Here is a 12243-nt window from a genome sequence, read left to right on the forward strand (position 1 = left end):
TCCGATGAGTTCCCAGGAGGTGACGACCATGGCCACGACCCTCGCCGAGGCCGCCGAGACCGCTGAATCGGTGGAGTACGCGGCACGCCTCGAGCACGTCTCGAAGTCCTTCGCGGGACCGGGCGGGCAGCAGCTCGTCCTGGACGACATCACCCTCGATGTCGCTCCCGGCGAGTTCGTCACCCTCCTGGGGGCCTCGGGCTGCGGGAAGTCCACGCTGCTGAACCTGGTGGCGGGGCTCGACGAGCCCACCGCCGGCACCATCACCACGGACGGCCGCGCGGCGCTGATGTTCCAGGAGCACGCTCTCTTCCCGTGGCTGACCGCCGGCAAGAACATCGAACTCGCCTTGAAGCTGAGGGGGGTCGCGAAGCCCGACCGGCGCGGCAAGGCCGAGGAGCTGCTTGAACTGGTCCGCTTGAAGGGCGCGTACGGAAAGCGTGTTCACGAGCTTTCCGGCGGTATGCGACAGCGCGTGGCGATGGCCCGCGCACTGGCGCAGGAGAGCCAACTGTTGCTGATGGACGAGCCGTTCGCGGCGCTGGACGCCATCACACGGGACGTTCTGCACGACGAGCTGACCCGGATCTGGGAGGAGACGGGACTGTCCGTCCTGTTCGTCACGCACAACGTTCGCGAGGCGGTCCGGCTCGCGCAGCGCGTCGTCCTGCTGTCCTCCCGCCCCGGGCGGGTGGCACGCGAGTGGACGGTCGACATCCCGCAGCCGCGCCGGATCGAGGACGCCCCCGTGGCGGAACTGTCCATCGAGATCACCGAAGTCCTGCGTGGGGAGATCCGCCGTCATGGCCAGCACTGAGACGAAGACGACGGCGGCCACGAAGCCGGCCTCCACCACGCTGGCCGGTGTGGAGGCGGGTCTCGACGCGCTGGACGTGGTGACGCCCGCCGGCCGCGTCTCCTTCCGGCGGACGTTCGTCGACAAGATCCTGCCGCCGATCATCGCGACCGCGCTGCTGCTGGTCGTCTGGCAGATCACCTTCAAGGTGGTCGACGACCCGACGAAACTGGTCTCTCCGCTGGACGTGTGGGCCACGCTGCGGGACGCCTGGCTCCAGGGCGAGCTGCTCGGCTACATCTGGACCAGCGTCTCGCGCGGCCTGCTCGGCTTCCTCTTCGCCCTGGCGATCGGCACCCCGCTGGGGCTGCTGGTGGCACGGGTGAAGTTCGTACGGGCGGCGATCGGACCGATCCTGTCGGGTCTGCAGTCACTGCCGTCCGTGGCGTGGGTGCCGCCTGCCGTGCTGTGGCTGGGTCTGAACAACTCGATGATGTACGCGGTGATCCTGCTCGGCGCGGTGCCGTCCATCGCCAACGGGCTGGTGTCGGGGGTCGACCAGGTGCCGCCGCTGTTCCTGCGCGCCGGACGCACCATGGGCGCGACGGGGCTTCGGGGAACCGTTTACATCACGTTGCCGGCCGCGCTGCCGGGATACGTGGCGGGACTGAAGCAGGGCTGGGCGTTCTCGTGGCGGTCGCTGATGGCGGCGGAGATCATCGCGTCCTTCCCCGACCTCGGCGTGGGCCTCGGTCAGTTGCTGGAGAACGGACGCAACGCGAGTGACATGTCGATGGTGTTCGAGGCGATCCTGCTCATCCTGTTCGTCGGCATCGCCATCGACCTGCTGATCTTCAGCCCGCTGGAGCGATGGGTGCTGCGCAGCCGCGGTCTGCTGGTGAAGAGCTGACGCCCCATGTCCAGGAAACCGGTTCTCCCCGTCCTCGTGGTGATCGCCCACGGCAGCCGTGATCCACGGCATGCGGCGACCGTCGACGCCCTCGTGCGGTGTGTACGGTCGCTGCGGCCGGGGCTGCGTGTGGAAACCGGTTTCCTCGATTTCAACGTCCCGTCCGTGCACGGGGTGCTGGAGTCGCTCGCCGCGGAGGGCGTGCGTGAAGTGGTGGCTCTGCCGTTGCTGCTGACCCGCGCCTTCCACGCGAAGGCCGACATCCCGGCGGTGCTGCGGGACGCGCCCTCGCAGCTGGGGATTCGACAGGCCGAAGTGCTCGGCCCGTCCCCCCTGTTGCTAACCGCCCTGGAACGGCGGTTGTACGAAGCGGGTTTGACGCCCGCCGACAAGTCCTCGACCGGGGTCGTCCTGGCCTCGGCGGGGTCCACGGACCCGGAGGCGATCGCAGTGATCGCAGAAATCGCGCGGGAGTGGCGGCGCACCGGTTGGTGTGCCGTGCGGCCTGCGTTCGCCTCCGCATCTCTTCCGCGCACCGAGGACGCGGTCCGCGAACTGCGGGCTCTCGGCTGCTCCCGGGTCGCCGTCGCACCGTACGTCCTGGCCCCTGGCTTCCTGCCGGACCGCATCGCGCGGGGCGCGGCCGAGGCGGACGTCCTGGCCGACGTGCTCGGCCCGGCGCCGGAGGTGGCGCGGGTGTTGCTGCGGCGCTACGACTCGGCGCGTAGGCCCTTGCTCGCGGCCGTCGGAGCCTGACCGCCGAGGACGCGCACAGCGACGGCTGCCGACGAACGGGGTGGTGGACACCGAGGGCGGCGGCCGACGGGCTCACGGCAGGCGACGGGCTGGCGGCAAGCGGCGGGCTCACGGCAGGCGGCGGGCTCACGGCAGGCGGCGGATGGCCGGGCACGCGGCGGATGGCCGGCAGGGCCGACGGCTTGGTGCGGCGCCGAGGCGGGTGCGGGGGTACCGGCTTCGACGGCGGCGGGAGCAGCGCGCAACGGCCCGGAAGCGGTTACCGCTCCCACCTCTCCTGACCTCCAGAAACCCGTTGGTTTCTGTGCAAGCGGATCGACCTCAGTCGGCCTGAACCGCCCCGACGGCGGCGTCCGCCAGGCGGATGAGCTCGGGCAGCGGCAGGGATCCCGGTGCCTTCCGCTCCCGGGCGAACTCGTTCGCAAGCCGTTGCAGCAATTCGTTCAGCGGGGTCGGCACTCCGTGCAGGCGGCCGAGGAGCGCGATCTCACCGTTGAGGTAGTCGGCCTCGATGCTGCCCGCGCCGCGGCTGAGGGACTGCCAGGAGGAGCCGCCGCCACGCGGGGCGCCGTCGAGGGGGACGAGGGTGACCTTGTCGCCGCGGGCTGCCCGCTGTTCCTCCGTGCCCGTGTACGCGATGCCGGCCGCGTCGAGGACGGCCGCGCCCTCCGCCCGTATCCGGTCGAACAGCGCCTCGGCGGACGGGTCGGCGACCGTTCCGCTCACCGCTTCGAGGGCGTTGCCGAGGTTGGACAGCAGCTTGGCGTGCTGCCAGCGCGCGACGTCCGGTACGACCGGCGCTTCGAAGTGTGCCTTCTCCAGGTCGGCGGCGATGCGGCGAGCGGTGTCGTCAACGCCGTGCGGGTAGCGGCCGAGGTGAAGGATGCCGGTGAGCGGGGTGCCGGCGGCGGAGACGACGCCGGGTTCCGTATGGGTCGAGGGCAGCCAGACGCAGACGGCGTAGACGTGCCGGAAGCGGCGCAGGGCCAGCCGGGGGCTCTCCACTCCGTTCTGGGCACAGACCAGCGGGAGTCGTTCGGCCGCCGTGCCGCCGCCTGCGACCGGGGCCGGGCCCCAGGCCTGGAGCGCCGCCTCGCTGTCCTGGGTCTTGACGGCGAGGACGAGAACGTCGTCGGCTCGCAGGGCGCCGAGTTCGTCCGGTCCGCTGACCACGGGCAGCCGGTGCGTCAGTTCGCCTTCCGGGACCCTGAGTCGTAGTCCGGCCTCGGCGAGCGCCGTCCGGTGCGCGCCGCGCGCGACCAGGACGACTTCCTGCCCGGCCTCCGCGAGCCGCCCGCCGACCGTTCCGCCGATCGCCCCTGCCCCGATGATGATGTAGCGCATGGGACGAGCCTCGCACAGCCCGGCCGCCCCAGGCGATGTGGTTCAGGGCACGGATCGCCCCCTTGCGCGGGGGCATGTATGCGTCCACGACGGCGGGAATCGACGCCTCAGCACCGTAACGGAGTGGAACCGCTTCCCCAGGGAGAGCTGAGGGATCGGGTGGTTGGCCGGCTCCGGAACCCGCTGCCTCCCATCCCCGCGGATCCCAGCCGGGACGGCGACGATCCCCTCCCCTCACCGGGGGCCCCGCGTGCGGAGCCCGCACCGAGTGCCCCGCACGCGGAGACAGCCGGACACCCAGGCCCCCGTGCCCCCGTGCCCCGACACCTGAGGCGGCTCACCGTCCCGCGTCGGTCAGGCCTGCGTCATCTCCACCAGTTTGACGACGGTGTTCCAGTTCCGGGTCGTGGCGATGAGGCCCTTGTTCAGGCGGGGCTTGGCCAGTTGTTCGGCGAGTTTGGAACGGCCCAGTCCGTCGGGGGCGTACAGGTACAGGGCACGGTCGCCGAGCCGGAACTCCTCGGGGAGGTATGCGGCGCGGTCGATGCCGGCGTAGCGCTCCTCGTCGAGAGGGGCGGAGCAGTAGGTGACGTGGAGCTGCTTGGCCGTCAGCTCGGACGCTGGAAACGGGCAAGCCTCAGTAACCGATTTCAGATACGCGTGGTCGCGGACGATCACGTCGACGGCGAAGCCGAACCGCTTCTCGATCGCCGCCGTGAGGTCGGCCGCGAGGCTCTCCTCGTCGCCGTGCGCGCTGGAGAACACGGCCTGGCCGCTCTGCAGGTAGGTACGCACGTCGCCGTGTCCGAGCGCCTCCAGCAGAGTGCGCAGTTCGGCCATCGGGACCTTTCTGCTGCCGCCCACGTTGATGCCTCGCAGCAGGGCCGCGTACGTCGTCGTCATCCGCCCACCATAGGTGGCCGTCGTGCCCCGTGGGGGTGGGCACGACGGCCACGGTCAGGGTGGGGAACCGGAAGCAAACTCTGGCCGATCGACGGTGCACGGATCAACACTTGGCGCGCTTCTCCACAGGTCTGCGACTTCTTCAACAAACTCGCGTAATCCCCGTCCCTCGCCGCGCGGCCGGCTTCACCCTGATCGCCGCCCCCGAGACCGCCGGATAGATGTAAGGGACCGCTGTCCTCCCCAGCGGTGAGACGACGGGGTCCGACGGGAGGAGCCGTGCGCACCGCACCTCACCGGGCAGCACGAGGAGATGGCTTTATCCAGGACATACCTTCGAATCGAAAGGTGGCGGCAGGGGCCGTCACCGCATCACAAGGGGGCAGGCCCGTCATGGTGAACGGAGATATACGGGTGCGGGGCATCGCCGCGCGGGCCGGCGGCTGGAGTGCCCGGCACCGATGGGCCGCCGTGGGCATCTGGGTGCTGTTCGTCGTCCTGGCCATGGGGATCGGTTCGGCGGCGGGCACGGTCAAGCTCAGGGACAGCGACCAGCTCGGGGGCGAGACCCACACGGCGGCCAAGATCGTCGAGGACGCCGGCATCGAGGAGCCGGCCAGTGAGACCGTCCTCATCCAGTCGAAGGACGGCTCCGCCAAGGCCACGGACGCGGAGTTCAGGGCCGCCGTGACCGCGGTCGTCGCAGCCGTCGACAAGACGGGCAAGGTCACCGACGTGACCTCGCCGTACGACACGAAGACGATCTCCAAGGACGGTCACAGCGCGCTCGTGCAGTTCGACATGCGCGGCGACTCCGACACCGCGGGCGAGCGGGTCGAGCCGGTTCTCGACGCCGTCGCGGACGTTCAGAAGGAGCACTCCTCGCTGCGGATCGAGGAGATCGGCGGCGCCAGCATGAGGAAGACGTTCGACGACGCCTTCGGCGACGACTTCCAGCAGGCGGAGTACTCCGCCGTGCCGGTGGCCCTGGGCATTCTGCTGATCGCCTTCGGGGCGCTGGTGGCGGCGCTGCTGCCGGTGGCCCTCGCCATCACCGCGATCATGGCGACGATGGGCCTGATGGGCATCGTCAGTCACTTCCAGCCGATGGACGACTCCTCGAGCTCCGTGATGCTGCTGGTCGGTCTGGCCGTGGGCGTCGACTACTGCCTGTTCTACCTGCGCCGGGAGCGCGAGGAGCGGGCCGCCGGGCGTGATCCGGAAACCGCTCTGCGGATCGCCGCGGCGACCAGCGGCCGTGCCGTGATCGTCTCCGGTGTCACCGTGTGCGTGGCGATGGCGGGCATGCTGTTCACCGGGCTCGCCACGTTCCAGGCGATGGGCCTGGCCTCCCTGATGGTGGTCGCGGTCGCCATGGTCGGTTCGGTGACCGTGCTGCCCGCGCTGCTCTCGCTGCTCGGCCATCGGGTGGAGAAGGGCCGGATCCCGTTCCTGCACCCCGACAAGCGCCGCAAGAACGGCCACGGCAACCGCGCCGCCGAGGGCAGCCGGTTCTGGAGCGCCGTGCTCAGGGTCGTCCTCGCCAAGCCCGCCGTCTCGCTGGTCGTGGCGGCCGGCGCGCTGCTCGCCATCGCCGCTCCGGCGGTCGGCATGAAGACCCAGAACCTCACCCTGGACCAGGAGTTCGGCGACTCGCTGCCCATCGTGCAGACCTACAACCGGATCAACGACGCCTTCCCGGGCGGCTCCGAACCGGCCGAGGTGATCGTCAAGGCGGCCGACATCAACGCCGCCGAGGTGAAGGCGGCGCTCGCGGCGTTCAAGGAGCAGGCGGTCGCCTCGGGCGCCTCGCGCGGTCCGGTCGAGATCAAGCTGCACGACGCGCAGAACATCGCGTACGTGTACGTTCCGCTGGTCGGCGGCTCCGACCTGGACAAGGCGGGAGCGAGCCTGGACAAGCTGCGCGACGAGGTGCGGCCCGCCACGCTCGGCAAGGTCGACGGCGTCCAGGCGCCGATCACCGGACAGGTCGCCGGTTCCAAGGACTTCAACGACCAGCTCGGCGGAGCCGTCGCTCCCGTCTTCGCGTTCGTCGTGGTCTTCGCCTTCCTGCTGATGCTCCTGTCGTTCCGCTCGCTGACGATCGCGATCACGTCGATCGTGCTCAACCTGCTGTCGGTGGGCGCGGCCTACGGCATCCTGGTCGCCGTCTTCCAGCACGGCTGGGGCGCCTCTCTGGTGGGCGCCGAGGGCGTCGGCGCCATCATCACCTGGCTGCCGCTGTTCCTCTTCGTGATCCTGTTCGGCCTGTCGATGGACTACCACGTGTTCGTCGTCTCGCGGATCCGCGAGGCGCGGCTGCGGGGCCGTACGACGAACGAGGCCATCAAGCACGGTGTGGTCACGACGGCCGGCGTGGTCACCAGCGCAGCCGTCATCATGGTCGCCGTGTTCGCGATCTTCGGAACGCTGTCCATGCAGTCCATGAAGCAGATGGGCGTGGGTCTGGCGGCGGCGGTCCTGATCGACGCGACGATCATCCGGGGCGTGCTGCTGCCGGCCGTGATGGCGCTGCTCGGTGAGCGCAACTGGTACCTGCCGAAGTGGCTGCACCGGCTGCCCGACCTCACCCACGACGAGGCGCCGGAGGCGATCGCTCCGGCGGCGCGGGACGACGAGGGCGAGCGCCTGAGGGTCTGACCCTGCCGAAGTCTCATGAACAGTCTCATCGACCGAGGGCCCGTCGATCTCCCCACGGAGTCGACGGGTCCTCATTTTGGTTTGCCGGCAACGTAGTTGACGCAGTTTGTGGCCAGGTCGCAAGTCCGCCGGTTGGTCGGTCGCCGATCGTCGGCCGCCGGTAGGCGGGTCCTTCAGACCGTTGATCCGTCAGCCCGTCAGCCCGTCAGCCCGTCAGTTCGTCAGCCCGTCAGTTCGTCAGCCCGTCAGTTCGTCAGTTCGGCCTCGATGAGGTCTGCGGCGCGCCGTGTGCCGCCCTCGTCCGCCATCTCGGCCTGGATCGCCTTGAGTCGACGCGCGACCTCGGCGTCGTCGACGAGGGCCAGGGCGGCATCCCTGAGGGTCTCGGCCGTCGCCTCCGCACCAGGGATGTGCCGGGCCACCCCGAGGCGCTGCAGCACGTCGGCGTTGCCGAACTGGTCCACGGCCTGGGGTACGGCGATCATCGGAGTGGCGGTGGCCAGGCCCTCCTGGCTGCCGCCCGCGCCGGCGTGCGTCACGAAGAGGTCCGCCTGCCTCAGGATCGCCAACTGCGGTACCCAGGCATGCACTTCGACGTTGTCGGGGACAACGCCCAGCGCCGCGGGGTCGACACGTCTGCCGATCTGGAGCACGAGGCGCCAGCCGGGCAGCTCCCCGAAGGCGCGCACGCACTCCCGGTAGAAGTCCGGCCGGTCGGTGAACGTCGAGCCCAGCGACACGAGGACCACCTTGTCCGCGTCGGCGGGCCGGGTCCACTCCCCCTCGGCGGCCCGGTCGCCCTGGCAGGCGCCGACGAACGTGTACACGCTCTCGTCGACCCGGTCGGCACAGGGCTGGAGCGCCCTGGGGATGAGCACGAGGGAGCGGGCGGGTCGACCGGTGAAGCGGTCGGGGTGCTCGGTGATCCCGTTCTCCTCCAGCCAGGCGTGGAAACGGGCGTAGTAGGCCTTTCCACGCTCCGTCTGCCGCGGCTCGGCCCACATCGGTTCGGCGACCTCCTCCTCGTACCCCTCCCAGGCCACGAGGTTGGGCGAGAGAGAGACAGCGGGGACGCCCCAGCGGTGGGCGAGGACGCGGGCCGGATAGGAGGTGATGTCGTGCAGCACCAGATCCGGCCGGTCCCCGTCGTAGGCCTCGACCAGCCGGGGCAGCGCCTGGATCGCGTCGGCCAGGAAGGGCTCCACATGATCGAGGAGGGTGCTGCCCCAGGCGGCGGGGTCGTCGTCGGGCGAGGGCAGGGTCGAGTGCCACGGCTTGACCTCGGCGCCGGTGGCGGCGACCTTCTCGGCGAAGACGGGCGGAATTGCGTACGTCACCCGATGCCCGCGCGCGACGAGTTCGCGGATGACTTCCAGGCTCGGGTTCACATGGCCGTGCGCGGCGATGGAGAACATGGCGATATGGGCGGGACGACTGGTCATGACAACGACCGTAGGCGAGACGAGACGTCTCGTGCAACTGGATTGCGGCGGATGTCGTCCGACGGGTCCGACGGGTCCGACGGGTCCGACGGGTCTGACGGGTCTGACGGGTCTGACGGGCACGTTGCTGCGGACGTGGTCCGACGGGTCCTGACGCGCGCGTCACTGAGCCGACTTGCTGACGATGCCTCTCGCACGCGCCGAAGCCTCAGCCCGCTTCGAAGCCGCGGGCAGCGGGCAGCGGGCAGGCCTCGGCCGGCGGCGAGGTCTTACGGTCCCGCCGCCCGAGCTGCCGTTCAGCGCTGGTAACGGGCCAGTACCCGGTTGCCGTCCTTTTCCAGCCGCTCGCGCAGTTCGCCGAGACCGATCGCCCCGCTGTAGTACTCCTGGAAGGCGGGGGTGGCGACCTTGTCCTTCCACTCGGGATAGCCCCGCACGGTCTGGGCGGGGGCCGGACGCAGGTGCGCGGCGAGTGCCGTGCCGGTCGCCCAGTCGTCCTTCGCGGTGTGCAGGGCGGGGTCGGAGAGCGCCTGGGCGCCGGTCGGCAGCATCCAGTCGCCCAGCGCGAGGCGCACCATGTTCTTCGGCCGGAGCAGGAAGTCGATGAACGCCACGGCCTCCTTCTTGTGGCGGCTGTCCGCGGCGACCGACAGTGTCTGCGGGCTGACGCCCTGGGTCGGTCCGTCGGCGCCCGCCGGGGCGGGCAGCACCTGCCAGCGGAAGCCCTTCGGCGCCTGCTGCGCGATCTGCTGGCGGTAGGAGAAGCCGAGCGGGACCATCGCGTAGCGGCCGCCGAAGAACCCCGGCAGCGTGTCCGAGCCGCCGCTGCCCAGCGTCGTGGGCGAGGCGCTGCGGTCCGCGCCGATCTGGTCGTGGACGGTGCGCGGGACGACCTCGTCGCCGGCTTCGAAGCGGACGGTGACGTCGCCGTCCGCGTCCCGGTGGAAGAGCTGCCCGCCGGCCGACAGGGAGAGGTTGAGGGTGGCGGAGACGGGCTCCTTGAGGGGCCAGGCCACGCCGTACTTCCCGTCGCCGCTGAGCCGGCGGGTGATCTGACGGAACTCGGGCCAGCTCCAGGGGTGTTCAGGGGTCGGGATCCGCACGCCGGAGCGCTTCAGCCAGGTCGCGTTGGCGACGAGGACGCGCGGTTCCTGCAGGAACGGCACGCCGTAGACGCCCTCGCCGAAGGTCGTCGTCTCCCAACTGCGCCGGGGAATGTCCGACTTGAGGCGGGCGGGCAACAGGTCCGTCAGGTCGGCGAGACAGCCGCCGTAGGCGAAGTCGGCGAGGTCGTCGGAGGCGTCGTGGATGACGTCGGGCGCCTCACCGCCCTCGAAGGAGGTCAGGAGCTGGTCGTGCACGCTGTCCCAACTGCCTTGGATGTACTCGACCTTGACCTCGGCATGGGTCGCGTTCCACTGTCCCACCAGTTCCTTGTTGGCCGTGACGGACTCCGCCTGCCAGGCCAGGGACTGGAAACGCAGGGTGACGGGGCCGTCGTCGCGTCCGCCGCCGGAGGAGCAGCCCGCGAGGAGGAGCAGCGCCAGCACCAGGGTGAGCGCTCTCGTGCGCATCAGCTCTTCACCGCCCCGGCGAGCATGCCGCCCGTGATCCGCCGCTGGATGAGCGCGAAGACGACCAGCGAGGGCAGAGTGGCGAGGAACGCGGCGGCGGCCAGCGGTCCGAGGTCGGCCGCCCCCTCGGCGCCGATGAAGTGGGTCAGCACGACCGGCAGCGTCTGTTTCTCAGGCGTTTTCAGCAACACCAGCGCGAAGAAGAACTCGTTCCACGCCGTGATGAACGCGAACAGCGCCGTCGCCACGATGCCGGGCGCGAGCAGCGGCGCGGTCACCGAGACGAGCGTCCGCAGCCGGCCCGCGCCGTCGATCGCCGCCGCCTCCTCCAGTTCGACGGGGACGGCCCGGACGTAGCCGACGAGCATCCACAGCGCGAACGGCAGCGACCACACCACGTACACCATCACCAGTCCCGGTACGGAGTCGATCAGCCGCAGTTCCTTCAGCACCAGGAACAGCGGGATGATCACCAGCACGAACGGAAACGCCTGGCTGACCACCACCCACCCGGACGCGGCCCGCGCGAGCAGGGTTCGCCGGCGGGCCATGACGTACGCCATCGGCGTGGCGAGCGCGACGGCGATCACGGCGGCGCTCAGCGCGGCGGACAGCGAGTTGAACGCGGCGTGCAGCAGCGGCTGTTCGTCGAAGGCCTGGCGGAAGTTGGCGAGGGTGGGATTCTTCGGGATCCAGGTGGGGTGCAGGCTGCCCAGTTCGCGGGGCGGCTTGAACGCGACGGAGAGAAGCCACAGGGACGGGAAGACGAGAAAGGCGAGGTAGGCGAGCAGGGCCGTGTACTGGCCGGCGCGGACTGCGGGGCGGGTCCTCATGCTCCGTCGCCTCCCCTGATCCGGCCCACCAGGAAGAGGGCCAGGAACACCGAGACCACCGCGACCATCACGCAGCCCATGGCCGCCGCGTAGCCGAACTGTCCGTAGCGGAAGGCCTCTTCGTAGGCGAAGAGCATGGGCAGCCGGGTGCGTCCGCCGGGTCCGCCGTTGGTCAGCACGTACACCAGGGCGAAGCTGTTGAAGTTCCAGATGAAGTCGAGCGCCGTGATGGCGAGGGCGACGGGTCTGAGCGCCGGCCAGGTGACGGCGCGGAAGCGGCGCCAGGCGCCCGCGCCGTCCACGGCGGCCGCTTCGCGCAGTTCGGGCGGGGTGTTCTGCAGGCCGGCGAGCAGGGTGACCGTCGTCTGCGGCATGCCCGCCCACACGCCCACGACGATCACCGCCGGCAGCGCGGTCGCGAGCCCGCTGAGCCAGTCCCGTCCGTCGCCCAGGCCGAGGTCGTGCAGGGTCTCGTTGAGGATGCCGGCGTCCGGGTTGTAGACGAGCCGCCACATGACGCCGACGACGACCTCGGGCATCGCCCAGGGGACGATGGCCAGGGCGCGGGCCGGCCAGCGCAGCCGCAGGTCCTGGTCGAGCAACAGGGCGAGGCCGAGCGCCAGGAGGAACTGCAGGGCCGTCACGGCGACCGCCCAGAGGAGTCCGATCCGGAACGACTCCCAGAACAGCGTGTCCCGGAGCAGGTCGGAGAAGTTGAGGGCCCCGATCCATCGCGTGGGCTCGGTGCGGCCCGACTGCGCGTCGGTGAACGCGAGCAGGATGCCGTACAGCAGCGGGCCGACGCTCAGCACCAGGATGGGGAGGAGGGCCGGCAGGACGAGGAACCACGCGCCGCGGTCGGCGACGCCGTGCGGCGCTCCGCCGCCGGACACCGGGCGCACCGGCCGTCTCCTCTCGGTCGCCGACGTCACGAAAGGGTCCCCCTTCCCGCGGCTGCGACGGGCTCCGCCATGGTCGTGAACGTGCCGTACGCCGTCAAGACACCATGCGCGCGATCCCGTCC

At 70.6% G+C, this 12243-nt stretch carries 9 protein-coding genes and 1 pseudogene; 4 read left to right on the forward strand and 6 right to left on the reverse strand.

The features are described 5' to 3' along the window. Positions 1-4 precede the first annotated feature (4 nt). From Sri02f_RS11940 to Sri02f_RS11950, 3 genes are read left to right on the forward strand one after another with little or no spacing between them, the layout of a single operon-like run. The gene (locus Sri02f_RS11940; protein WP_167467530.1) at positions 5-817 is read left to right on the forward strand and encodes an ABC transporter ATP-binding protein; all 813 of its coding nucleotides are present in this window, start codon (positions 5-7) and stop codon (positions 815-817) included. Then, the gene (locus Sri02f_RS11945) at positions 804-1706 is read left to right on the forward strand and encodes an ABC transporter permease (RefSeq protein ID WP_109001122.1); all 903 of its coding nucleotides are present in this window, start codon (positions 804-806) and stop codon (positions 1704-1706) included. The genes Sri02f_RS11940 and Sri02f_RS11945 overlap by 14 nt, the downstream gene beginning before the upstream one ends. A 6-nt stretch (positions 1707-1712) precedes the next feature. Beyond that, positions 1713-2462 carry a sirohydrochlorin chelatase gene (locus Sri02f_RS11950; RefSeq protein WP_109001123.1) on the forward strand — a complete coding sequence of 250 codons (750 nt, stop codon included), beginning with the start codon at positions 1713-1715 and terminating at the stop codon, positions 2460-2462. Between the two features lie 321 nt (positions 2463-2783). Here Sri02f_RS11950 and Sri02f_RS11955 read toward each other — a convergent pair whose 3' ends face one another. Next, on the reverse strand, positions 2784-3806 hold the full coding sequence (locus Sri02f_RS11955; RefSeq protein WP_109001124.1) for a ketopantoate reductase family protein: 1023 nt from the start codon (positions 3804-3806) through the stop codon (positions 2784-2786). Positions 3807-4160: 354 nt separating this feature from the next. Then, positions 4161-4709, reverse strand: a complete 549-nt coding sequence (locus Sri02f_RS11960) for a DUF1697 domain-containing protein (RefSeq protein WP_109001125.1) — start codon at positions 4707-4709, stop codon at positions 4161-4163. Positions 4710-5102: 393 nt separating this feature from the next. On the opposite strand from Sri02f_RS11960, the gene Sri02f_RS11965 reads away from it, so the two are divergent. After that, positions 5103-7370 carry an MMPL family transporter gene (locus Sri02f_RS11965; RefSeq protein ID WP_109001126.1) on the forward strand — a complete coding sequence of 756 codons (2268 nt, stop codon included), beginning with the start codon at positions 5103-5105 and terminating at the stop codon, positions 7368-7370. Positions 7371-7615: 245 nt separating this feature from the next. On the opposite strand, the pseudogene mgt reads toward Sri02f_RS11965, so the two are convergent. The 4 genes and pseudogenes from mgt to Sri02f_RS11990 form a co-directional block, all read right to left on the reverse strand. Continuing rightward, a pseudogene (gene mgt / locus Sri02f_RS11970) lies at positions 7616-8855 on the reverse strand (macrolide-inactivating glycosyltransferase). Positions 8856-9108: 253 nt separating this feature from the next. Next, on the reverse strand, positions 9109-10386 hold the full coding sequence (locus Sri02f_RS11980; protein WP_109001128.1) for an ABC transporter substrate-binding protein: 1278 nt from the start codon (positions 10384-10386) through the stop codon (positions 9109-9111). Beyond that, positions 10386-11219 (reverse strand): carbohydrate ABC transporter permease, encoded by an 834-nt coding sequence (locus tag Sri02f_RS11985; protein ID WP_109001129.1) that lies wholly within the window; start codon positions 11217-11219, stop codon positions 10386-10388. Before Sri02f_RS11985 ends, Sri02f_RS11980 begins: the two co-directional genes overlap by 1 nt. Then, entirely contained in the window at positions 11216-12151 is a 936-nt protein-coding gene (locus Sri02f_RS11990; protein ID WP_373865090.1) for a carbohydrate ABC transporter permease, read from the reverse strand. The genes Sri02f_RS11985 and Sri02f_RS11990 overlap by 4 nt, the downstream gene beginning before the upstream one ends. Positions 12152-12243: the final 92 nt, after the last annotated feature.

Source organism: Streptomyces rishiriensis (assembly GCF_003112535.1).
In the GTDB taxonomy this organism is placed as follows: Bacteria; Actinomycetota; Actinomycetes; order Streptomycetales; family Streptomycetaceae; genus Streptomyces; species Streptomyces rishiriensis.

Bases quoted from the DNA above. Each gene is read 5' to 3' on its own strand.
- Sri02f_RS11940 (WP_167467530.1), top strand. From the start codon at position 5: ATGAGTTCCCAGGAGGTGACGACCATGGCCACGACCCTCGCCGAGGCC.
- Sri02f_RS11945 (WP_109001122.1), top strand. From the start codon at position 804: ATGGCCAGCACTGAGACGAAGACGACGGCGGCCACGAAGCCGGCCTCC.
- Sri02f_RS11950 (WP_109001123.1), top strand. From the start codon at position 1,713: ATGTCCAGGAAACCGGTTCTCCCCGTCCTCGTGGTGATCGCCCACGGC.
- Sri02f_RS11955 (WP_109001124.1), bottom strand. From the start codon at position 3,806: ATGCGCTACATCATCATCGGGGCAGGGGCGATCGGCGGAACGGTCGGC.
- Sri02f_RS11960 (WP_109001125.1), bottom strand. From the start codon at position 4,709: ATGACGACGACGTACGCGGCCCTGCTGCGAGGCATCAACGTGGGCGGC.
- Sri02f_RS11965 (WP_109001126.1), top strand. From the start codon at position 5,103: ATGGTGAACGGAGATATACGGGTGCGGGGCATCGCCGCGCGGGCCGGC.
- Sri02f_RS11980 (WP_109001128.1), bottom strand. From the start codon at position 10,386: ATGCGCACGAGAGCGCTCACCCTGGTGCTGGCGCTGCTCCTCCTCGCG.
- Sri02f_RS11985 (WP_109001129.1), bottom strand. From the start codon at position 11,219: ATGAGGACCCGCCCCGCAGTCCGCGCCGGCCAGTACACGGCCCTGCTC.